This is a genomic window from Bradyrhizobium sp. RDM12 (assembly GCF_051917485.1).
GTDB lineage: Bacteria > Pseudomonadota > Alphaproteobacteria > Rhizobiales > Xanthobacteraceae > Bradyrhizobium.
The window spans coordinates 515,271-536,224 of record NZ_CM133064.1; the positions used below are offsets into that span (position 1 = coordinate 515,271).

General features: G+C 64.1%; 19 protein-coding genes, 1 tRNA gene and 2 pseudogenes. 17 read left to right on the plus strand and 5 right to left on the minus strand.

Annotated elements, in window-relative coordinates; all coding sequences use genetic code 11:
• Nucleotides 1–15: 15 nt before the first annotated feature.
• The 4 genes from ACTGJ9_RS02500 (at nt 16) to ACTGJ9_RS02515 (ending at nt 4,206) form a co-directional block, all read left to right on the plus strand.
• Nucleotides 16–1,242 carry an efflux RND transporter permease subunit gene (locus ACTGJ9_RS02500; protein WP_456675780.1) on the plus strand — a complete coding sequence of 409 codons (1,227 nt, stop codon included), beginning with the start codon at nt 16–18 and terminating at the stop codon, nt 1,240–1,242.
• Nucleotides 1,243–1,399: 157 nt separating this feature from the next.
• Entirely contained in the window at nt 1,400–2,935 is a 1,536-nt protein-coding gene (locus ACTGJ9_RS02505; protein WP_456675781.1) for a tetratricopeptide repeat protein, read from the plus strand.
• Nucleotides 2,919–3,167: a glycosyltransferase family 9 protein gene (locus ACTGJ9_RS02510; protein WP_456675782.1), complete on the plus strand. Its 249-nt coding sequence runs from the start codon at nt 2,919–2,921 to the stop codon at nt 3,165–3,167. The genes ACTGJ9_RS02505 and ACTGJ9_RS02510 overlap by 17 nt, the downstream gene beginning before the upstream one ends.
• A gap of 97 nt (nt 3,168–3,264) precedes the next feature.
• Nucleotides 3,265–4,206 carry a diguanylate cyclase domain-containing protein gene (locus ACTGJ9_RS02515; protein ID WP_456675783.1) on the plus strand — a complete coding sequence of 314 codons (942 nt, stop codon included), beginning with the start codon at nt 3,265–3,267 and terminating at the stop codon, nt 4,204–4,206.
• A 53-nt stretch (nt 4,207–4,259) separates the two neighbouring features.
• Here the strand turns inward: ACTGJ9_RS02515 and ACTGJ9_RS02520 are convergent.
• Nucleotides 4,260–4,336: transfer RNA gene (locus tag ACTGJ9_RS02520), tRNA-Arg, on the minus strand.
• A 155-nt stretch (nt 4,337–4,491) separates the two neighbouring features.
• Nucleotides 4,492–6,021 carry a sensor histidine kinase gene (locus tag ACTGJ9_RS02525; protein ID WP_456675784.1) on the minus strand — a complete coding sequence of 510 codons (1,530 nt, stop codon included), beginning with the start codon at nt 6,019–6,021 and terminating at the stop codon, nt 4,492–4,494.
• Nucleotides 6,022–6,383: 362 nt separating this feature from the next.
• Between ACTGJ9_RS02525 and rpmH the strand changes: the two genes are divergently transcribed.
• The 11 genes and pseudogenes from rpmH (at nt 6,384) to dapE (ending at nt 16,615) form a co-directional block, all read left to right on the plus strand.
• Entirely contained in the window at nt 6,384–6,518 is a 135-nt protein-coding gene (gene rpmH / locus ACTGJ9_RS02530; RefSeq protein WP_008542748.1) for a 50S ribosomal protein L34, read from the plus strand.
• Nucleotides 6,519–6,545: 27 nt separating this feature from the next.
• Nucleotides 6,546–6,963 (plus strand): annotated as a pseudogene (gene rnpA, locus ACTGJ9_RS02535) (ribonuclease P protein component).
• 16 nt (nt 6,964–6,979) lie between these two features.
• On the plus strand, nt 6,980–8,827 hold the full coding sequence (yidC, locus tag ACTGJ9_RS02540) for a membrane protein insertase YidC (protein ID WP_456675785.1): 1,848 nt from the start codon (nt 6,980–6,982) through the stop codon (nt 8,825–8,827).
• Nucleotides 8,828–8,882: 55 nt separating this feature from the next.
• Entirely contained in the window at nt 8,883–9,536 is a 654-nt protein-coding gene (gene yihA, locus ACTGJ9_RS02545) for a ribosome biogenesis GTP-binding protein YihA/YsxC (RefSeq protein WP_456675786.1), read from the plus strand.
• Nucleotides 9,537–9,568: 32 nt separating this feature from the next.
• Nucleotides 9,569–9,904 carry a DUF423 domain-containing protein gene (locus ACTGJ9_RS02550; RefSeq protein ID WP_456678426.1) on the plus strand — a complete coding sequence of 112 codons (336 nt, stop codon included), beginning with the start codon at nt 9,569–9,571 and terminating at the stop codon, nt 9,902–9,904.
• A 206-nt stretch (nt 9,905–10,110) separates the two neighbouring features.
• Complete coding sequence (gene argB, locus ACTGJ9_RS02555) at nt 10,111–10,998, plus strand: acetylglutamate kinase (protein ID WP_456675787.1); 888 nt, start codon at nt 10,111–10,113, stop codon at nt 10,996–10,998.
• A 77-nt stretch (nt 10,999–11,075) separates the two neighbouring features.
• A complete protein-coding gene (locus ACTGJ9_RS02560) occupies nt 11,076–12,062 on the plus strand; it encodes a DUF1036 domain-containing protein (RefSeq protein ID WP_456678427.1) in 987 nt (328 codons plus the stop codon).
• A 14-nt stretch (nt 12,063–12,076) separates the two neighbouring features.
• On the plus strand, nt 12,077–12,763 hold the full coding sequence (locus tag ACTGJ9_RS02565) for a pyrimidine 5'-nucleotidase (RefSeq protein ID WP_456675788.1): 687 nt from the start codon (nt 12,077–12,079) through the stop codon (nt 12,761–12,763).
• Nucleotides 12,764–12,839: 76 nt separating this feature from the next.
• On the plus strand, nt 12,840–14,438 hold the full coding sequence (locus ACTGJ9_RS02570) for an IS1182 family transposase (protein WP_456675789.1): 1,599 nt from the start codon (nt 12,840–12,842) through the stop codon (nt 14,436–14,438).
• A gap of 143 nt (nt 14,439–14,581) precedes the next feature.
• A complete protein-coding gene (dapD, locus tag ACTGJ9_RS02575; RefSeq protein WP_456675790.1) occupies nt 14,582–15,427 on the plus strand; it encodes a 2,3,4,5-tetrahydropyridine-2,6-dicarboxylate N-succinyltransferase in 846 nt (281 codons plus the stop codon).
• A 10-nt stretch (nt 15,428–15,437) separates the two neighbouring features.
• Nucleotides 15,438–16,615 (plus strand): annotated as a pseudogene (gene dapE / locus ACTGJ9_RS02580) (succinyl-diaminopimelate desuccinylase).
• A gap of 168 nt (nt 16,616–16,783) precedes the next feature.
• Here dapE and truA read toward each other — a convergent pair.
• The 3 genes from truA to def form a co-directional block, all read right to left on the minus strand.
• A complete protein-coding gene (gene truA, locus ACTGJ9_RS02585; RefSeq protein ID WP_456675791.1) occupies nt 16,784–17,521 on the minus strand; it encodes a tRNA pseudouridine(38-40) synthase TruA in 738 nt (245 codons plus the stop codon).
• Nucleotides 17,522–17,639: 118 nt separating this feature from the next.
• Nucleotides 17,640–18,575, minus strand: a complete 936-nt coding sequence (fmt, locus tag ACTGJ9_RS02590) for a methionyl-tRNA formyltransferase (protein ID WP_456675792.1) — start codon at nt 18,573–18,575, stop codon at nt 17,640–17,642.
• A gap of 12 nt (nt 18,576–18,587) precedes the next feature.
• Complete coding sequence (def, locus tag ACTGJ9_RS02595) at nt 18,588–19,112, minus strand: peptide deformylase (protein WP_456675793.1); 525 nt, start codon at nt 19,110–19,112, stop codon at nt 18,588–18,590.
• Nucleotides 19,113–19,283: 171 nt separating this feature from the next.
• Here def and ACTGJ9_RS02600 point away from each other — a divergent pair, with 171 nt between their 5' ends.
• Together ACTGJ9_RS02600 and ACTGJ9_RS02605 are read left to right on the plus strand one after the other, a co-directional pair.
• Nucleotides 19,284–20,486: a DNA recombination protein RmuC gene (locus ACTGJ9_RS02600; protein WP_456675794.1), complete on the plus strand. Its 1,203-nt coding sequence runs from the start codon at nt 19,284–19,286 to the stop codon at nt 20,484–20,486.
• A gap of 129 nt (nt 20,487–20,615) precedes the next feature.
• The gene (locus ACTGJ9_RS02605) at nt 20,616–20,918 is read left to right on the plus strand and encodes a GIY-YIG nuclease family protein (protein WP_456675795.1); all 303 of its coding nucleotides are present in this window, start codon (nt 20,616–20,618) and stop codon (nt 20,916–20,918) included.
• Nucleotides 20,919–20,954 lie beyond the last annotated feature (36 nt).

The window sequence follows — 20,954 nt, forward strand, 5'->3', positions numbered from 1 at the left end:
CGCTTGCGCGAACGCATGAATCGCATCGACGGCGTCCGGGTCTTCTTCGTGCCGCTGCAGGACCTCAATCTCGGCGTTCAGTCCGGCGGCTCGCGTTATCAATATACGATGTGGGGCATCGACGAGGAGCAGGTGCTGCGCGCCGCGGAGAACATGATCCGCCGCGTCCGCGGCATTCCGCAAGTCATCGATGTCATCGCGAGCTGGGAGACCGGCGGCCTGCAGGCCGGCCTGACCATCGACCGCCTGCGCGCGGCGATGCTCGGCGTCACGCCGGTTGCGGTCGACAACACGACCAACGACGCCTTTGGCCAGCGCCAGATCAATCTGCTGTTCCTCCCGACCAATTATGCGCGCGTGATCTTCGAGGTCGAGCCGCAGGCGGCGAGCGACCCCGGCTCGATGAGCCAGATCTACGTGCCGAGCGCCAACGGCCGCGCAGTGCCGCTGACGGCCTTGACCCGGCCGCAGCGCGCGCATGCGGCGATGTGGGTCCGCCACAGCGCCCAGTTTCCGGCCGCGACGATTTCGTTCGACATCAAGCCCGGCACGTCGATCGGCGACGCCATCGCCTCGATCCGCAAGGAAGAGGCCGACGCAAAGCTGCCCGATGACATCAAGGCGGAATTCCGTGGCGAGGCCAAGGAGGCGGACAAGTCGATCGTGAAGCAGGCGGCGCTGTTTGCGGCGGCCCTGATCGCGATCTACATCGCGCTCGGGATGCTCTACGAGAGCTACGTCCATCCGCTGACCATTCTCTCGACCTTGCCGCCGACCACCTTCGGCGCGCTGGTCGCGCTGTGGGCGACGGGTACGCAGTTCACGCTGGTGACCACCATCGCCTGCATCCTGCTGGTCGGCATGGTGATGAAGAACGCCATCATGATGGTCGACTACGCCCTCGAAGCCGAACGGCACCGCGGCTTCAACGCCCACGACGCCATCCTGCTCGCAGCGCGGCTGCGGGCGCGGCCGATCACGATGACGATGCTGGCGGCATTCCTCAGCGCGGTCCCGATCGCCTTCGGCACCGGCCCGGGTTTCGAGATCCGCCAGCCGCTCGGCATCACCATCATGGGCGGCCTGGTCGTTGCCCAGCTCTTCACGCTCTACTCGACGCCGGCGATGTACCTGATCCTGGACAGGCTGCGGCGGCGGAAGAAGGTGCCGGCCCCGCAGGCTCATGCGACATCCCCTGCCATCGGCTCGCCGGCTGCGCCCCTTCCTGATCCCAGCGGTTAGGATACAAGCAGACTCGGATGACTTCGCCGCAAGCCTCGCACAATCTCCTCCTGTTGAAGTCGAAGCAACCGCGACGCCAAAGAGGCGGGGTTGCGCCCGTCAGAAGCCGCTGCCGCCACCGAGGTGGACGTTCGCCATGAACGGGACTTGAGCAGCGATGAGCACAGCAGCCGCCTTCTGCGAAGCGGGCCTTGCACATTTCAAGGACGGACGGCATCTCGACGCCCGCTCCTGCTACCAGCAGGCCCTCGAAATCGATGCGGAGCACACCGACGCCCAGCATCTGATGGGGCTGCTGTTTCTCGACGCCAGGCAATACAACGATGCGCTGCAATGGATCGTCGGCGCGATCCAGCGCGCACCGAAGCCCGAATATCTGGCGAGCTTCGCGACGGTCCTGCAGCAATATGGGCGCTGCGACGAAGCCCTCAACGTTCTGAACAAGGCGATACAGCTTCGGCCTGAGAATGCCGAGCTGTGGCGACAGCGCGGCGACATCTTCATTCAGCTTGCGCGCCTCGATCAAGCTCTCCTGAGCTTTCAACACGCGCTCAAGCTCAATCCACATCATCACGACGCCCTGTATAAGAGCGGGGTTGTGCTCCACAAACTAGGTCGCAACGAGGAGGCGATTGCCTGTCTTGATCTCGGCGACAGCCTGTTCCCGAACCATGCCACGACGCTACGGACTCGTGCATGGGTTCTCTACGGCCTGAAGCGGTTCGAGGAGTCCGCGGCCGACGGCAGGCGGGCGCACCAGCTCGATCCCCAAAATGCCGAGATCTGCAACAATCTCGGTCTTTCATTGCGGCGGCTCGGCAGGAACGAAGAGGCGCTGGCATGGTTCGACAAGGCCATCGAGATTCAGCCGCGCTTCGTCGATGCCTTCGACAACAGACTGGTCGCGCTTTTCCACCTTCATCGTTTCGACGAGGTCTTCGCGCTGTCGGATCGCATGAAGTCGCTCGGGCTGAGCAGTACGGTGACCGAGTGGAATGTGTCTCTGGTGCATCTCCTGACCGGCAATCTCGAAGCCGGCTGGCGCGGACACCAGGCCCGATTGAAGCTGCCTTCGGCGAGACACCCTCAGTTTCACCGACCGATGTGGCTCGGGGAAGAAAGCGTTGAGGGAAAGACTGTCCTCGTCGCGGCGGACGAGGGACTAGGCGACACCATTCACTTCGTCCGCTACGTCCCCATGCTGGCGGAGCGCGGTGCACGCGTTATTCTGGTCGTGCAAGACCCGCTGCATCGGCTGATGTCGACGCTGAATGGTGCATCGCTTTGTGTTCCGCGGTCGGCGGTGGGCACGCTGCCGGCTTTCGATCTGCACTGCCCGATATCCAGCCTGCCGCTCGCCTTCAAGACCGGTCTCGATACGATCCCGTCGGGAGCGTATCTGCCGGCCCCTCCGGACAGCCTTGTTCAGGCCTGGGAGAATCGTCTTGGTCCTCGCACCAGGCTCCGGGTCGGCGTGGCCTGGTCCGGCGATCCAGTCCACGTGAACGACGAGACGCGCTCGATCCCGCTGCGAACGCTGTCCCGTATCCTCGACGTCGACGCCAGCTATGTCAGCCTGCAGAAGGCTCCGCGCCCGCATGATGCGGCGGTTCTGCAGGAGAGGCGACATTGCCGACCTGACCGCCGACCTCACCGACTTCGCCGAGACCGCCGCATTGGTCGCTTGTCTTGATCTCGTGATCACGGTCGACACCAGCGTTGCCCATCTCGCCGGCGCCCTGGGACGTCCGACCTGGATCCTGCTGCCATGGACACCCGACTACCGCTGGCTGCTCGATCGCGCGGACAGCCCCTGGTATCCGAGCGTGCGGCTGTTCCGGCAGACCGAAACGCGTGAATACGAGTGTGTGCTCGATCGCGTACGGGACGAATTGCGGGTGCTGACCACGGCATTCGGTCGTTGAAGCTGAGATCCTCGAGCCGGATATATAGGGTTCGTTAACGCAGCAGCCCTAGCCTTTAACGACTTGGGCAAAATCGCGACATGCTGCCGGATCGTCGATGAGAGAAGACCATGCTGCCTCGACTTTGCCGGATGAGGTGCGCGTACGACTCTATGATCAGGCTCTGAATGCCGCTCGCATCGGCGCCTGGGAATGCGACCTCGCGACGGAGCGCCTGAGCTGGACCCAGGGCGTCTACGACATCTTCGGCTATCCCGCGGGCAATCCGCTGCGGCGCGCCAGCATCGTTGATCTCTACATCGACGAATCCCGGCGCCACATGGAGCTCGCGCGTGCCGAGGTGATCCGGAGCGGTTGCCCGGTCACGCTCGACACCGAGATCAGAACCTGGCGCGGTGAAAAGCGCTGGATGCGGCTCTCGATCAACGCGGTGCGGGAGGACGGCAGGCCGGTGCGGATCTTCGGCTCCAAGCAGGACGTCACCTCCGACCGACAGGCGATAGAGAGCCTGCGGCAGCAGGCCGAAACCGATCCGCTCACCGGGCTCGCCAACCGCGCCGTTTTTCAGGCCCGTTATCGCGAGGTCGTCAACGACAGTCTGAATCACGGATTTGCGTCGGCACTCGCTCTGATCGACCTCGACGGCTTCAAGAAGCTCAACGACACATTCGGCCATCTGGCTGGAGACGCATGCCTGTGCGAGGTCGCGCAGCGTCTGCGGCGGGCCTTCCACAATGCCGGTCTGGTCGGCCGGCTCGGTGGCGACGAATTCGCGATCATCCTGCGCGCTCCGAAAGATCCCGCGCGGATCGCGCGCGTGCTGCAACAGACCGTCATGATGTTGAGCCGTCCGCTGTTCTGGAACGGTCTTCGCCTCGAAGTCGGCGCCTCGATCGGAGCTGCTCTGGTTGGTCGCCCGCACCGCCGGCGAATCGTCGAACTGTTCGCGGAAGCCGACATCGCGCTCTATGACGCGAAGGCCGCCGGCCGCAGCCGGGTCCGTCTGATCGGGGACGAAAAGCATAATCTGGCGGCCTAGAGCAGATTGCCGCTTGAGGAGCATCGCAGTTCTATTCTGCACGGGGGGCAGAATGGCGCGCCCGGAACGATTCGAACGTCCGACCCTCAGATTCGTAGTCTGATGCTCTATCCAGCTGAGCTACGGGCGCGTGTTTCGCGAACAACGGTGCGGGCTGGGCCCGCACGCAGCCTCCAGCGAGCGCCGGAGGGTGCGAAAGAGCGCTCTGACTAACCGCTCTTGCTCCCGTTGGCAAGGTCCGGGTCGACGGTATTTTGGGGCATTCCACTTACTCGCCCTCGCCGATCAGGCCCGCGCCCGCTCGTTGCGGATGGAGAGGAGTTCCACGGGGCGGTCGGGGATGACGATCCGGAAGGTGGCGCCGATGGTGCCTTCGACCAAATGGATGTCGCCGCCATGGGCACGGACGAGCTCGGCGGCGATGGCGAGGCCGAGCCCGCTGCCGCCGGGGCGGCCGGAGGTCTGGAACGCCTCGAACAGATGCTCCCGGGTTCGCTGGGGCACGCCCGGACCAGTATCGGAGACCTCCAGGATGGCGACGGCGCCCTCGCGCTTGCCGGTGATCCGGATCTGTTGCGGGCCGCCGTCGCCGGAGGCATGGCTCTCCAGCGCCTGAGCGGCGTTACGCACGAGATTGAGCAGCACGCGGAACAGCTGGTCGGGATCGGCATCGACGGCGAGCCCGCGCTCGATCGCGGCGACCCAGGCAATCGAGGCGTCGTTGGCAAGACCCGCGGTCTCGCGCACCTCCAGCACGACCGGCTCGATCAGCATCATGCGGCGGTCGGGCGCGGCCTCCTGGGCGCGGCCGTAGGACAGCGTCGACTGGCAGAAGGCGATGGCGCGCTCGAGCGAGCGCACGAGCTTTGGCGCAAAACGCTGCACCCGCGGATCGGGCACGCTGGCAAGCTGGTCAGACAGCAGTTGCGCCGAGGCCAGCAGATTGCGCAGATCGTGGTTGATCTTGGAGACGGCGAGACCGAGGGCGGCGAGCCGGCTCTTCTGATGCAGCATCGACATCAGGTCGCGCTGCATGTCCGACAATTCGCGCTCGGCGACGCCGATCTCGTCGCTGCGCTGACTCGGCACGATGATCCGCGCCGAGCTCTCGGGGTTCTCGTGGAAGCCGACCAGGCTCGCAGTCAGCCGCCGCATCGGCCGCACGAACAGATAATGCAGCGCGAGATAGACCAGGCCCGCGGTCAGAATGCCGATAATCAGCGCGACCACCACGACATTGCGGGAGAAGCGGTACATCGACTGCCGCAGCGGCAGATCGTCGGTCACGATCTCGATGAACTGGGCGTTGCCGACACCGGGGCCGACGATGCGGATCGGCTGGTTGCCGGTCTCGAGCATCATCTGGAACGAGCCGGTGATGGCCTGCCACACCGTCATGTCGCGCAGGTCGATGTCGTGCTCGATCGTGGCAGGCAGGTTGTCGCTGGCGAGCAGACGGCGCTGCTGGCCCATCTTGATCGCGACCGCGCGCGCATTGATGCTTTTGAGGATTTCCCGCGACAGCGAATCCGGCACCATGCCGAGCGGCGCCGCATCGAGCACCAGCGCTGCCGTGTTGGCCGCGGCGACGCGGTCGTTGAGCCGGTTGACCCAGAAGTTGGCGATCGCAGGCACATAGAGCAGGACGGCCGCGATCATCACCAGGGGGACGGTCAGCAGCAGCAGCTTGCCGGACAGACCGAGCCCATCCGGTCCGCGAGATCGCGTCACCGGCTGGTCCGCTGGCGGGTCCGGATCTCGATCCAGATCTCGATCCAGATCTTGGGTCGGCTGCTGGAGGTCTGTCGCTACCACGAAATTCGCCCCTGCTGGCTTTCTGATAGAACTCGACGGATGGAGGATGCGTCCCGCCCAGGCGGGTGGTCAAATTACAGATCGCTAATCTGCCGAGGTGGGATGTAGGCGCTGATACCGCTACTCGCCACCTCAAGGGTTAAAAACCCCAACGAAACAGTGATATTCACCGGAACTGCGCGGTCCTGCGGCGTTGACGAAAACAAGACGCTCCCTTATAAGCCGGCCAAATTGTCCGCGATGACCCGGTGCGACACCGGGAGCGGCTCTTCTGGGGCCGGAAATGGCTCATTTTGGGCCGCATCTTCCGGACTTTATCATCAATTCTACAGGCAAATTGCCCGGTCAGCGGAGAAAAACCCGTGAAGCGGACTTATCAACCCAGCAAACTGGTGCGCAAGCGCCGCCACGGCTTCCGGGCCCGTCTCGCGACCGCCGGCGGTCGCAAGGTTCTGGCTGCCCGCCGCGCCCGCGGCCGCAAGCGTCTGAGCGCCTGAGCCGGACCCCCTTTTTGGGATTTCATTATGGATCGGCTGAGGCAGCGAGCGGATTTCCTCGCCGTTGCCAATGGCGCGCGGGTGAATAGTCCCGCGTTCGTCCTGCAAAGCCGCGGTCGCGACGATACTGGCCCGATCCGGATCGGCTTCACCGTCACCAAAAAGAACGGCAACGCCCCCCAACGCAATCGCATCCGGCGCCGGCTTCGCGAACTGGTGAAGCGGCTCGATCCGGTGTCGATGCAACCCCATCATGATTACGTGCTGGTCGGCCGCAGGGACGCGCTCTCGCGCGACTTCACGACCATGCTCGACGATCTGCGCATAGCGTTCACGAAGCCCGCGCGGCATACGGCCAAAGGACCTAACCAAGGGACAGGCAAGGGGACGCGGGCCAAAGCCCGATCCAAGCCCCGGCCCAGCCGCCAGCCGCAAACCGGATTGATGACGAGACCATAGTGATGACTGACAATCGCAATACCATCCTCGCCGTCATTCTCTCCGGCCTGGTGCTGATCGCCTGGCAGTATTTCTACAACGTGCCGGCGATGGAGAAGCAGCGCGCCCAGCAACAGACGCAGGCCGAGCTCCAGAAGACCAATCCGCAGCCGACGGCGTCCGCAACGCCGGGCGCCACGCCGCAATCCGGCAACGCGCCTGCGCCGACCACCGCGCCGGGTGGGAACCAGCAGGCCCAGCCGACCGTCAGCCGCGACACCGCGATTGCCGCGAGCCCGCGCGTGAAGATCGACACGCCGCGCCTCGCCGGCAGCATCTCGCTGAAGGGCGGCCGCATCGACGACCTCGCGCTGCTGCAGTTCCGCGAGACCGTCGACCCGAAATCGCCGCCGATCATTCTGTATTCGCCGTCCGGCACGGCAGAACCCTATTACGCCGAATTCGGCTGGGTGGCGGCAACTGGCGTGACGGCGAAGCTGCCTGATGCCCAGACCGTCTGGCAGCAGGAGAGTAGCGGCAGCCTGACGCCGACATCGCCTGCAGTGCTGAAGTGGGACAATGGCGAAGGCCTCACCTTCCGCCGCACCATCTCGGTGGACGACCACTATCTCTTCACCATCAAGGACGACGTGAGCAATGTCGGCAACACGCCGGTCACGCTCTATCCGTTCGCGTTGATCTCGCGCCACGGCACGCCGCAGGTGTCGGGCTATTACATCCTGCACGAAGGCCTGATCGGCTATCTCGATGGCTTGCAGGAATATGCCTACAAGAAGATCGACGAAGCCAAGTCGGTGAGCTTCAAGGCCACCAATGGCTGGCTCGGAATGACGGACAAATACTGGGCCTCGGCGCTGTTGCCCGACACCAGCGCGCAGCTTCAGGCGCGGTTCTCCTCGAACCTCACCGGCAACGTCCATACTTACCAGACCGACTATCTGCTCGACCCCGTCACGGTCGCGATCGGCGGCACCGCGACCGCGAACGCACGGCTGTTCGCCGGCGCCAAGGAAGCCGGCGTCGTCGGCGTGTTCCCGTTCGCGGGGCTCGGCGGCTACAACAAGGAGCTCGGGCTGAACCATTTCGATCTGTTGATCGACTGGGGCTGGTTCTACTTCATCACCAAGCCGATGTTCCTCGGTCTCGACTTCTTCTACCGCTTCTTCGGCAATTTCGGCATCTCGATCCTGCTCGTGACCGTGATCGTGAAGCTCTTGTTCTTCCCGCTGGCGAACAAATCCTACGCCTCGATGGCGAAGATGAAGTCGGTCCAGCCGCAGCTTCAGGCGCTGAAGGAGCGCTATCCCGACGACAAGGTGAAGCAGCAGCAGGAGATGATGGAGATATACCGCAAGGAGAAGATCAATCCGGTCGCCGGCTGTCTTCCCGTGGTGATCCAGATCCCGGTGTTCTTCTCGCTCTACAAGGTGCTGTTCGTCACCATCGAGATGCGGCACGCGCCGTTCTTCGGCTGGATCAAGGATCTCTCGGCGCCCGATCCGACCAATCTGTTCACGCTGTTCGGGCTGCTGCACTACGATCCGACCACGCTGCCGGTGTTCGGCCACTATCTCGCGCTCGGCATCTGGCCGATCATCATGGGCATCACGATGTGGTTCCAGATGAAGCTGAACCCGACGCCGCCGGATCCGACGCAGCAGCTCATCTTCAACTGGATGCCGCTGATCTTCACCTTCATGCTGGCGGGCTTCCCGGCGGGGCTCGTGATCTACTGGGCCTGGAACAATACGCTCTCCGTGCTCCAGCAGAGCTTCATCATGCGCCGCAACGGCGTGAAGGTGGAGCTGTTCGACAATCTCAAGGCGACGTTCGCGAGGAAGGCGACGTAGTCGTCGTCCTTGCGAGGAGCTCGCAAGGACGAGGCAAACAACTGAAAGCCTTCGCATGACCGACGACAAAGATGCGAAGCTGATCGAGGCCGGGCGAAAGCTGTTCGCCCGCGACTGGCAGTTCATCTGGGCCTCGCCCTCGATACAAACGCTGCCGCCGATGGCGGGGCTGGAGATCGCCTTTGCGGGCCGCTCCAATGTCGGCAAGTCGAGCCTGATCAACGCGCTCACGGGGCGCAACGCGCTGGCGCGCACCTCGCATACGCCGGGCCGCACCCAGGAGCTGATCTTCTTCGAGGTTCCCGGGAAAACCGAACTGCGCCTCGTCGATATGCCCGGCTATGGCTATGCCAAGGCACCGAAGAGCCAGGTCGCGTCCTGGACCGAGCTGATCCACAAATTCCTGCTCGGACGCGCCTCGCTCGCGCGCGTCTACGTGCTGATCGACGCACGCCACGGGCTGAAGGATGTCGATCTCGAAGTGCTTGGGACGCTCGACCGCTCCGCCGTCAGCTATCAGATCGTGCTGACCAAGGCCGACCAGGTGAAGGCCTCCGAGCTTCAGACCCGCATCGCCGAGACCGAGGCCGCGCTGGCCAGGCATCCGGCGGCGTTCCCGAACGTGCTCGCGACCTCGTCACGCGAATCGGCCGGCATGGCCGAGCTGCGCGCCGCGATGGCAAAGTTGCTGGAAGAGCGAACCAAGTGATAGCTCGTTTGCTGATCGGGCTTGCCGGATTGATGGGCGCCGCCGGCGTCGCGCTGGCTGCCGCCTCCGCCCATGGTGCCGACGCCAGCCGGCTTGCCTCCGCCAGCGCCATGCTGCTGTTTCATGCAACTGCCCTATTGGCCTGCGTCGCCCTGCTCGCGCGCGGCCTTCTGCACGGCGGAATTGGCCTGATCGCCGCGATCGGCTTCGTGATCGGCGCCGCGCTGTTCGCCGGCGACCTCACCTTGCGGCAATATGCCGGCCATTCGCTGTTTGCGTTCGCGGCGCCCACCGGCGGAACGCTGATGATCGCGAGCTGGCTAGCGGTGACATTGGCCGCGGCGGTGGTGGTGAAACCGAAACAGTGATTCTTCCTTCTCCCCCTGTGGGAGAAGGTGGCGCGAAGCGCCGGATGAGGGGTCTGCCTCCGCGGATACAGACCCCTCACCCGTCTCGCCGCTATCGCGGCGATCCACCGTCTCCCACAAGGAGAGAGGAAAAGAACATCACTTTGCGCCTCGCCCGCCAATCAGATAGAACGCTGGCCGCGTGTCCCGCCAGCGAGATCCGCCTCATGACCGAAATCTCCCCGCTCGACCAGGCCCGCATCCTGTCCGAAGCGCTGCCGCACATGCAGCAGTATGACGAAGAAACCATCGTCATCAAATATGGCGGCCATGCCATGGGCGACGAGGAGACCGCGAAGAATTTTGCCCGCGACATCGTGCTGCTCGAGCAGACCGCGATCAATCCGGTGGTGGTGCATGGCGGCGGACCGCAGATCGCGACCATGCTCAAGCGCCTCGGCATCGTCTCGGAATTCGCCGCCGGCCTGCGCATCACCGATGCCGCGACCATCGAGATCGTCGAGATGGTGCTCGCCGGTTCCGTCAACAAGCAGCTCGTCGGCTACATCAACGAGGCCGGCGGCAAGGCCGTGGGTCTCTCGGGCAAGGACGCCAACATGGTGAAGGCGTCGAAGACGACGCGCACCATCATCGATCCGGATTCGAACATCGAGAAGGCGATCGATCTCGGCTTCGTTGGCGACCCGGAGAAGGTCGATCTCACGCTGCTCAACCAGCTGATCGGCTACGAGCTGATCCCGGTGCTGGCGCCGCTCGCGACCTCGCAGGAAGGCCAGACGCTGAACGTCAACGCCGATACCTTTGCCGGTGCGGTCGCCGGCGCGCTGAAGGCCAAGCGCCTGCTGCTGCTTACCGACGTGCCGGGTGTGCTCGACAAGTCGAAGAAACTGATCCCGCAGCTCTCGGTGAAGGGCGCGCGCAAATTGATCGCCGACGGCACCATTTCCGGCGGCATGATCCCGAAGGTCGAGACCTGCATCTATGCGCTCGAGCAGGGCGTCGAAGGCGTCGTCATTATCGACGGCAAGATGCAGCACGCGGTGCTGCTCGAGCTCTTCACCAACACGGGCACGGGAACGCTGATACATAAGTGAGCGACGAGAAGACGAGAGATTCCGTCATGGCCGGTCAAGAGCGGCGGCATCGCCGCTCGCTTTTGACACGTCTCCTGATGACGCTGCCTGCCGCAGCCGTCTCGTTTGTCTTTTCCTCCGCGCCGGCCTTCGCCGACCTCAAGATCTGCAACCGCATGTCCTATGTCGTCGAGGCCGCGATCGGCATCGACGACAAGGCGGCAACTGCGACGCGGGGCTGGTTCAGGATCGATCCCGCCACCTGCCGCGTCGTGGTGCAGGGCACGCTGACCGCCGACCGCATCCTGCTCAATGCCCGCGCGCTCGGCGTCTATGGTGCGTCGCCGATCCCGCAGAACGGCAGCGACACGCTCTGCGTGGCGCAGGACAATTTCGTCATCGCGGCCGCACGGCAATGCCGCACCGGCCAGACCCAGGCCGCCTTCACCCAGATCACGCCGACGCTAGGCGACGACGGCAATCTCGTCGCCTATCTCGCCGAGGATTCCGAATATGACGACGAGCAGGCACGGCTCGCCGGCATCCAGCGGCTGCTGGTGATCGCCGGCTACGACGTCGGCGCGATCGACGGCGTCGACGGACCGAAGACGCAGGCCGCACTCGCCGCGTTTCTGAAGAGCCGCGGATTGTCCCCCGACGTGGTTTCGTCGCCGAATCTCTTCAAGACCATGGTCGATGCGGCGCAGGCGCCGTCCCCGAGCGGCCTCACCTGGTGCAACGACACGCCGCACAAGGTGATGGCGGCGGTCGCGACCGACGACGGCAAGTCGGTGACGAGCCGCGGCTGGTACCGCATCGATCCAAGGACCTGCCTGCATCCCGACGTGACCGGCCAGCCAAAGCAGGTCTTCAGCTTCGCGGAGGCCGTCGATGGCGACAACCGCGCCATCAAGCTGAAGGACAGACCGCTCAACTGGGGCGGCGACAGGCAGCTCTGCACCCGCGAGACCAAGTTCGAGACCAACGAGCAGACCGATTGCGGCGCGCGCGGATTTGCGGCGACGGGTTTTGGCGTGGTGGACATGTCGAGCGGCGGCAAGACGCTGCGCTTTGCCGTGCCGTGATTGAGAGAGTTTTGATGAAATCGCCCCGCGCCTTCGCCCATATCGACACCTGGGTATTCGACCTCGACAACACACTCTATCCGCATCACGTCAATCTGTGGCAGCAGGTCGATGCGCGGATCGGGGAGTTCGTGTGCAACTGGCTGCATGTCGGCCCGGAAGAGGCGCGCAAGATCCAGAAGGACTATTACCAGCGCTTCGGCACCACCATGCGCGGCATGATGACCCTGCATGGCGTGCGCGCCGACGACTATCTCGCTTACGTGCACAAGATCGACCATTCGCCGCTGGAGCCGAACCCGGCGCTCGGCGAAGCCATCGCGAAGCTGCCGGGGCGAAAACTGATCCTGACCAACGGCTCGGTCGACCATGTCGATGCCGTGCTGGCGCGGCTCGGCCTCGGCTCGCATTTCGACGCCGTGTTCGACATCATCGCCGCCGAATTCGAACCCAAGCCGGCGGCACAGACCTACCGGAAATTCCTCGACCTGCATGCGGTCGACGCAACCAAAGCCGCCATGTTCGAGGACCTCGCCCGCAACCTCACCGTCCCGCATGAGCTCGGCATGACCACCGTGCTGGTGGTGCCCGACGGAACCAAGGAAGTGGTGCGCGAGGACTGGGAACTTGCGGGCCGCGATGCCGCCCATGTCGACCACGTCACGGACGATCTGGCGGGATTTCTGGCGCGGTTGTCGTGATGAAGCCGTAGCCCGGATTGTGCTTCGAGACTGGGCAAGAATCTAGCCGTTTGTGCAGAGGAGTGTACGATTCGGTATGACGAATCGTATGTTCAAGACCGGGGTAAGCCGGGATCAGGCGAGCTTTCTTCCGCCGAGAGTGGAAGATTACGTGGCTGGCGACAACCCTGTTCGCGCCATCGATGCTTTTGTCGCAGCGCTGGACCTTAAACGGCTTGGCTTCGGCCATGCTGGGTCAGGCGGCGGGGCAGGACAACCTGCTTACGATCCCGCCGACCTGCTGAAGCTCTATCTTTATGGCTACATCAACAGAATCCGCTCCTCGCGCGCTCTTGAACGCGAGGCCGGGCGCAACCTCGAACTTATCTGGCTGATGAAGCACCTGGCGCCCGGCTATCGTACCATTGCCAATTTCCGCCGGGACAACTGGAAGGCGCTCAAGGCGGCGAACCGGGAGTTCGTGCTGCTGATGCGTGAACTCGACCTTCTGGGTGGTGAGGTGGTGGCGATCGACGGGGCGTTTTTTGATGGCAACGCCAGCAAGGCGAGCATCAAGACGCAACGCCGACTTGCCAAGCGGCTGGCGGAGATCGAACAGGAGATTGAAGCCTATGGTGCCGCGCTGGAGGCCAACGACAGCGTGGAGGCGGAACGTCCGCCGGCGGGGCCAGATGGTGGCGGGGGCGAAGGCGGCGGGGACGTCGCGCAGAAGGTGGCGACCTTGATGGCCAAGCGCACAGCCCTGAAGGTGGATTTGGCGCGGCTGGAAGAGAGTGGTCAGACGCAGTTGTCGCGAACCGATGCGGATGCCCGCTTGCTGGCAAAGAACGGCCAGGTGGTGGCGGGCTACAACGTTCAGATCGCCGTCGACGACAAGCACAAGCTGATCGTGGCGAGCGAGGTCGTCAACGACGGCAACGACACCGGCCAGCTTTACGATATAGCCAAAGCCGCGAAGGAGGAGCTTGGCGTCGAGACGCTCACGGCGCTGGCCGATACCGGTTATTACAACGGCCACACGCTGAAGGACTGCGAGGAGAACGGGATCGTGGCCTACGTTCCGCAAGCCAGGCGGACCGCGCGGCTCGAAGCGCAAGATCGCATCAGCCATGAAGAGTTCGCCTATGACACCGAAGCCAATGTCTATCGCTGTCCCGCCGGCAGGCTCCTGAGCCCGACGGACGGCCGCAAGACCAACGGCAAACGGATCGAGATCCGGTATGTCAGCCGCAAATCCGACTGCGACGCCTGCGCGCTACGCTCACGCTGCCTCTCTGCCAAGACGCCGACGCGCACCGTTTACCGCTGGGAGCATGAGGCGGTGCTCGAGCGGCATCGTGCGCGGATGCAGGACGCCGACGCCCAGATGCGACGCCGGGCAGAACTCGCCGAACATCCCTTCGGTACCCTGAAATGCCGGGCGGGCTATCGCCACTTCCTCGTTCGCGGCTTCGACAAGGTGCGCGGCGAATGGAGCCTGATGGCACTCTGCTACAACTTCTCCCGCGTGCTGAACATCCTCGGCAGCGACAGTTTCATGGCTTATCTGGCCAACCGCCATCCATATTGGGCGTTCTTGCTGCTCAAAGCCGTCTCGGCCATCGTCAACCGCCTACAAGCCAGCATGCCGCTCTCCCAAGGCAAAGTGCGCCTGACCTTCGCCATAGCCACATAATCAGCGCGCAATACAATTCTTGCCCAGTCTCTTCGCTCCATCCGGGCTACGGGTTTCGCGAGTGATGACGGCGGACCAAGCTTGACTCCACCTCCCCGAATCCCGAAAAAGCTCCCCAATTCCCGTTCCGAAGAGGAAATCCGATGTCTCTGTCCGCCCTGGAATCCGCCATCAACAGTGCGTTCGACGCACGCGACGGCATCTCGACCTCGACCAAGGGCGAAGTGCGCGACGCCGTGAACCAGTCGCTGGAGATTCTGGACAAGGGCGAGGCGCGCGTTGCCGAGCGCGGGGCCGACGGCAAGTGGAAGGTCAATCAGTGGCTGAAGAAGGCCGTGCTGCTCTCCTTCCGCCTCAACGACATGGACGTCATTCCCGGCGGCCCGGGCCAGGCGAACTGGTGGGACAAGGTGCCCTCGAAGTTCGAAGGCTGGGGTCCGAACCGTTTTCGCGATGCCGGTTTTCGCGCGGTGCCGGGCGCCGTGGTGCGCCGCTCGGCCTTCATCGCCAAGAACGTCGTGCTGATGCCCTCCTTCGTCAATCTCGGGGCTTACGTCGACGAGAGCACCATGGTCGACACCTGGGCCACCGTCGGCTCCTGCGCGCAGATCGGCAAGCGCGTGCACATCTCCGGCGGCGCCGGCATCGGCGGCGTGCTCGAGCCGCTCCAGGCCGAGCCCGTCATCATCGAGGATGATTGCTTCATCGGCGCGCGCTCCGAGGTCGCCGAGGGCGTCATCGTGCGCAAGGGCGCGGTGCTGTCGATGGGCGTGTTTTTGGGCGCCTCGACCAAGATCGTCGATCGCGAGACCGGCGAGATCTTCATGGGCGAAGTGCCCGAGTATTCGGTGGTGGTGCCCGGCGCGCTGCCCGGCAAGCCCATGAAGAACGGACAGATCGGCCCGAGCACCGCCTGCGCGGTCATCGTCAAGCGCGTCGACGAGCGCACGCGTGCGAAGACCAGCATCAACGAGCTGCTGCGGGATTAGTACCAGACTCGTGACAGATGCTCTCTCCATTGCCCGCGACCTCATCCGCTGCCCGTCGGTAACCCCCACCGATGCAGGCGCGCTGGGGGTGCTTGAAACAGCCCTCAATGCAGCCGGCTTCACCTGCCATCGCGTGACATTCAGCGAACCCGGTACCGCCGACGTCGACAATCTCTACGCACGGATCGGCACTGACGGCCCGCACATCACCTTTGCCGGCCACACTGACGTGGTGCCGCCCGGCGACGAAAGCGCCTGGAGCGTCGGTGCCTTCTCGGGCGAGGTGAAGGACGGCTTCCTGCACGGCCGCGGCGCGGTCGATATGAAGGGCGGCATCGCCTGCTCGGTCGCCGCGGTGCTGGAGCATCTCGCCGCCAACGGCGGCAAGCCGCGCGCGGACGGGCAAGGATCCGGCTCGGGCTCGATCTCGTTCCTGATCACCGGCGACGAGGAAGACGTCTCGGTCAACGGCACGATCAAGCTGTTGCAGTGGGTGGCGGAGCGCGGGGAAAAATTCGATCATTGCGTGCTCGGCGAGCCCTCAATGTCGAAGCGCTCGGCGACACCATCAAGGTCGGCCGCCGCGGCTCGCAGTCGGGCACGCTGTATGTCGACGGCGTGCAGGGCCATGTCGCCTATCCGCATCGCGCGGCCAATCCGGTGCCGGATATTTCGCGGCTGATCGTTGCCATCAGCGACGAGCCGCTCGATCGCGGCAGCGCGCAATTCCAGGCGTCCAATCTCGAATTCACCTCGGTCGACGTCGGCAACAGGGCCAATAACGTCATTCCCGGTGAGGCCCGCGCAAAATTCAACATCCGCTACAACGACAACCACACGCAGGCGAGCCTGCGCGAGCTGGTCGAGACGCGCCTGGCAAAAGCCTGCGGCAACCGCATCCGCGCCCGCATCGTCTGGGAGCCGTCGAACTCCAATGTGTTCGTGACCAAACCGGGCCCGTTCACCGATCTCGCGGTCTCCGCGATCGAAGAGGTCACGGGCCGCAGGCCGGAGCTGTCGACCTCAGGCGGCACCTCGGATGCACGCTTCATTTCGAGCTATTGCCCGGTGATCGAGTTCGGCCTGGTCGGCCAGACCATGCACCAGATCAACGAGCGCGTGCCCGTGGCTGACCTGGAGAAGCTGACGAAGGTCTATCGCGGGATATTGACGCGGTATTTTGGGTGAGGCTTTAGCGCCGCTGACGTTTGCCACGCCATCGCTGTCGTCGCCCGCGGGCGATCCAGTTTTCCAGAGACGACAGCGATAGAATCGAGACGCCGCGGCGTACTGGATTCTCCGCCTTCGCGGGGAATGACAGTGGTGGGCGCAGCGAGAGTTTCCCGACTTTGCTCTCTAATAATCCACCTTCACCAGATACAGGCCCTCCGGCGGCGCGACGATGCCGCAGGCGGCGCGGTTGCGGGCTGCGAGCGCTGCGGAGAGATCGTCTGCGGTCCAGCGTCCCTCGCCGACCCAGACCAGCGATCCCACCATCGAGCGCACCTGGCGGTGCAGGAACGAGCGCGCCGAGGTGACAATGATGATCTCGCGTCCATCGCGCAGCACGTCGAGCTGATCGAGGGTTTTCTCCGGCGATTTCGCCTGGCACTCGGTGTCGCGAAAGGTCGTGAAATCGTGCTTGCCGAGCAGGCGCTGTGCCGCTGCATGCATCGCATCCGCATCGAGCCGGCGCGGCACGCGCCAGGCATGGCCGATGTCGAGCGCGAGATTGGCGCGGGTGTTGATGACCCGGTAGCGATAGTGGCGCTTCACGGCCGAGAAGCGCGCCTCGAAAGTATCCGGCACAATGTCGGCTTCGAGGACCGCAATCGGATGCGGACGCAAATGCGCATTCAAGCCGTCGCGAAATCGGCCCGGCGGAAACTGCTTCTCGATGTCGACATGCGCGACCTGGCCGCGCGCATGCACGCCCGCATCGGTGCGCCCGGCGCCATGCACCCGCGCATCCCCGCCGGTCATCGCCTTCACGGCTGCTTCCAGCGCGCCCTGCACCGAAGGCAGCGTCTCCTGCACCTGCCAGCCGAAAAACGGCGCGCCGTCATATTCGATCGTGAGCTTGTAGCGGGGCATCTCAATCCGGGTGGTGTCATCGCCCGGCTTGATCGGGCGATCCAGTACTCCGCAGCTTATCGGTTCGAACCGAAGTCTCGGCGTACTGGATACCCCGCCTTCGCGGGGTATGACAGCGTTAGGTAAATTTGGCTCCTGCCTTCAACGGCACACCCCGCAAGAAGTCGGTGGCCTGCATCCGGGCCTTGCCCTCGCGCTGCAGCTCGAGGATGCGGACCGCACCCTCGCCGCAGGCGGCAGTGAGCCAGTCGTCGAGCACTTCGCCCGGCGCGCCAAAACCCTTCGCAAGCTCGCAACGCAGAATCTTTACGCGCGCATTCTCGTTGACGCCGGCGAGTTCCGTCCAGGCACCCGGAAATGGCGACAGGCCGTGGATGTGGCGCAGCACCGCGCGCGCGGGCTTGCTCCAGTCGATCCGGGCCTCCGCCTTGTCGATCTTGGCGGCATAGGTGACGCCGTCCTCGCCCTGCTTCTTCAACTGGAGCCCGCCGCGCTCGAGCGCGGCCATGGCGCGCACCATCAGATCGGCACCCAGCCGGGACAGGCGGTCGTGCAGATCGGCCACGGTCATGTTGTCGGTGATCGCGAGGCGTTCGGCGATGGCGACGTCGCCGGTGTCAAGGCCGACGTCCATCTTCATCACCATCACGCCGCTCTCGGCATCGCCCGCCATGATCGCGCGGTTGATCGGCGCCGCGCCGCGCCAGCGCGGCAGCAGCGAGGCATGAAGGTTGTAGCAGCCGAGCTTTGGCGCATCGAGGATCGCCTGCGGCAGGATCATGCCATAGGCGACGACGACGGCGGCATCGGCGTCAAACGCGCGAAACTCTTCCAGCGCTTCCGGCGTCTTCAACGTCTTCGGCGCCCGCACGGGAGCGCCGAGTTTTCGCGCGGCCTCTTCCACCGGCGTGGGCTGCAATTGCAGCCCGCGTCGCCCGCCCGGCTTCGGCGCGCGGGTATAGACAGCCACGATCTCGTGGCCATGCGCGACGAGCTCGAGCAGCGTCGGCACGGAGAAATCGGGCGTGCCCATGAAGATCAGGCGGAGAGGCATGGACCGAGAACCTTACTCCGCGCGCTTGGCGGCTTTCTCGAACTTCTTGATCACGCGGTCGCGCTTGAGCTTTGAGAGATAGTCGACGAACAGCACGCCGTTGAGATGGTCGATCTCATGCTGGATGCAGGTGGCATAGAGGCCTTCGGCGTCCTCCTCGTGCAACTTGCCGTCAAGATCCGTGAAGCGCACCCGCACCTTCGCCGGCCGTTCGACCTCCTCGTAATATTCGGGGATCGACAGGCAGCCTTCCTCGTAGACCGACAGATCCTCGGAGGACGCGATGATCTCGGGATTGATGAAGACGCGCGGCTCCGGCCTGGTCTCGCCATCCTGGTCGGGCTTGGCGAGGTCCATGGTGATCAGCCGCAGCGGCTGCGCGATCTGGATCGCCGCAAGCCCGATGCCGGGCGCGTCGTACATGGTCTCGAACATGTCGTCTGCAAGCTTGCGGATCTCCGGCGTGACCTTCTCGATCGGCTTGGAGACCAGACGCAGCTGCTTGTCGGGCAGGATGATGATTTCTCTGAGGGCCATGGCGGGCGATTTAAGCCGCGCGCGACAAGCGGTCAATGCGGCCGGGAACACGTTAACGGTCCGCTAACCATAAAACTCAGCCTTTTGTTAACCATAAAAATTAGGGATCGATTAACCATAAATGTTCGCTATTCGTTCGTGTGCCCAGGCGAATCGGGTAGAAGGGCAGGCATGAACGAGATCATTTTCATGCTCGGCGACTGGCCGGTGCGCAGCATCGATGCGCTGATCGGCTTCGGCGCGCTGGTCCTCATCCTGCTGATTGTCATTGCGGTCGTGATCGCGCGCTCCGGGCGGCGCGGCGCGGAACTCGCGATGGCGCACGCCATCCGCGCCGACGAACTGGAGGAGCGGCTGAGCCAGGTCCTGCACGCCCAGAGCGAGGCCGCCGGCCGCGCCGACGCCATGAGCCAGGCCCTGGCCGGCCGCCAGGCCGAGATGGCGCGGGCCGTCAACGAGCGGCTGGATTCGGTCACCCATCGGGTCGGCCAGTCCATGGAACACTCGACCCGCAACACCATGGAGAGCCTGCGCGCGCTGCACGAGCGCCTCGGCATCATCGACAACGCGCACAAGAACCTTACCGACCTCACCACGCAGGTGACGACCTTGCGCGACGTGCTCGCCAACAAGCAGTCGCGCGGCGCCTTTGGCCAGGCGCGGATGGAGGCGATCGTCCAGGACGGCCTGCCGAAGGGCGCTTACGAATTCCAGTTCACGCTCTCGACCGGCAAGCGGCCGGATTGCGTGGTGTTCCTGCCCGACCAGCGTCCGCTCTGCATCGATGCAAAGTTTCCGCTGGAAGCGATGACGGCGCTGCACGATGCCCGCACCGACGAGGAGAAGCGCATCGCCACGCAGCGGCTGCGCGGCGACGTGATGAAGCATGTCAGCGACATCGCGGAAAAATACCTCGTCACCGGCGAGACCCAGGAGATGGCGCTGATGTTCGTGCCGTCGGAATCGGTCTACGCCGAGATCCATGACGGTTTCGACGACGTGATTCAGAAGGCCTATCGCGCCAAGGTCGTGCTGGTGTCGCCCTCGCTCTTGATGCTCGCGATCCAGGTGATGCAGCAGATCATGAAGGACGCGCGCATGCGCGACGCCGCCGACCAGATCCAGACCGAGGTCATCAAGCTCGGCGACGATCTCGGCCGCTTGCGCGACCGCGTGCTGAAATTACAGAAGCACTTCGCCGACGCGAACGAGGACGTCCGCCAGATCCTGATCTCCGCCGACAAGATCGAAAAGCGCGCAGGGAGAATCGAGGAGCTCGATTTCAGCAAGACCGAAGCGCCCGCCGACGGCCCGCGGCTGGTAGCAACAGGCGCGCCGGAGCTGTTTCCAAGGAAGCTCCAGGCGGGGGAGTGATCGAGGCACACTGTCATACCCCGCGCAGGCGGGGTATCCAGTACGCCGCGGCGGTTGTGGTTGGATCGAGGCGCCGGTGAGTACTGGATCGTCCGCCTTCGCGGACGATGACGGCGTTGAGGTGGTCACATGGGCGGACGCCACTACTACGTCTACATTCTCGCCAACAGGATTGGCGGCACTCTTTACATTGGCGTGACGAATGACCTCATTCGCCGAGTGGCGGAGCACACGTCGAAGGCCATCGAGAGCTTTACTGAAAAGTACGACGTGGCGAGGCTGGTCTATTTTGAACAGTTCGACGATCCAGAGAACGCGATCAAGCGGGAGAAGCGGCTCAAGAAGTGGAACAGGGCCTGGAAGGTCCGATTGATCGAACAGCACAATCCAAATTGGGATGATCTTTATCCCGGGATAGCTGGCCCACCGTGATGGTGTCATACCCCGCGCAGGCGGGGTATCCAGTAC

Excerpts from the sequence above, each read along its gene's own strand:
- ACTGJ9_RS02500 (WP_456675780.1), top strand. The coding sequence starts at position 16 with ATGAATCGCATCGACGGCGTCCGGGTCTTCTTCGTGCCGCTGCAGGAC.
- ACTGJ9_RS02505 (WP_456675781.1), top strand. The coding sequence starts at position 1,400 with ATGAGCACAGCAGCCGCCTTCTGCGAAGCGGGCCTTGCACATTTCAAG.
- ACTGJ9_RS02515 (WP_456675783.1), top strand. The coding sequence starts at position 3,265 with ATGAGAGAAGACCATGCTGCCTCGACTTTGCCGGATGAGGTGCGCGTA.
- yidC (WP_456675785.1), top strand. The coding sequence starts at position 6,980 with ATGACTGACAATCGCAATACCATCCTCGCCGTCATTCTCTCCGGCCTG.
- yihA (WP_456675786.1), top strand. The coding sequence starts at position 8,883 with ATGACCGACGACAAAGATGCGAAGCTGATCGAGGCCGGGCGAAAGCTG.
- ACTGJ9_RS02550 (WP_456678426.1), top strand. The coding sequence starts at position 9,569 with ATGGGCGCCGCCGGCGTCGCGCTGGCTGCCGCCTCCGCCCATGGTGCC.
- argB (WP_456675787.1), top strand. The coding sequence starts at position 10,111 with ATGACCGAAATCTCCCCGCTCGACCAGGCCCGCATCCTGTCCGAAGCG.
- ACTGJ9_RS02560 (WP_456678427.1), top strand. The coding sequence starts at position 11,076 with ATGACGCTGCCTGCCGCAGCCGTCTCGTTTGTCTTTTCCTCCGCGCCG.
- ACTGJ9_RS02565 (WP_456675788.1), top strand. The coding sequence starts at position 12,077 with ATGAAATCGCCCCGCGCCTTCGCCCATATCGACACCTGGGTATTCGAC.
- ACTGJ9_RS02570 (WP_456675789.1), top strand. The coding sequence starts at position 12,840 with ATGACGAATCGTATGTTCAAGACCGGGGTAAGCCGGGATCAGGCGAGC.
- dapD (WP_456675790.1), top strand. The coding sequence starts at position 14,582 with ATGTCTCTGTCCGCCCTGGAATCCGCCATCAACAGTGCGTTCGACGCA.
- truA (WP_456675791.1), bottom strand. The coding sequence starts at position 17,521 with ATGCCCCGCTACAAGCTCACGATCGAATATGACGGCGCGCCGTTTTTC.
- fmt (WP_456675792.1), bottom strand. The coding sequence starts at position 18,575 with ATGCCTCTCCGCCTGATCTTCATGGGCACGCCCGATTTCTCCGTGCCG.
- def (WP_456675793.1), bottom strand. The coding sequence starts at position 19,112 with ATGGCCCTCAGAGAAATCATCATCCTGCCCGACAAGCAGCTGCGTCTG.
- ACTGJ9_RS02600 (WP_456675794.1), top strand. The coding sequence starts at position 19,284 with ATGAACGAGATCATTTTCATGCTCGGCGACTGGCCGGTGCGCAGCATC.
- ACTGJ9_RS02605 (WP_456675795.1), top strand. The coding sequence starts at position 20,616 with ATGGGCGGACGCCACTACTACGTCTACATTCTCGCCAACAGGATTGGC.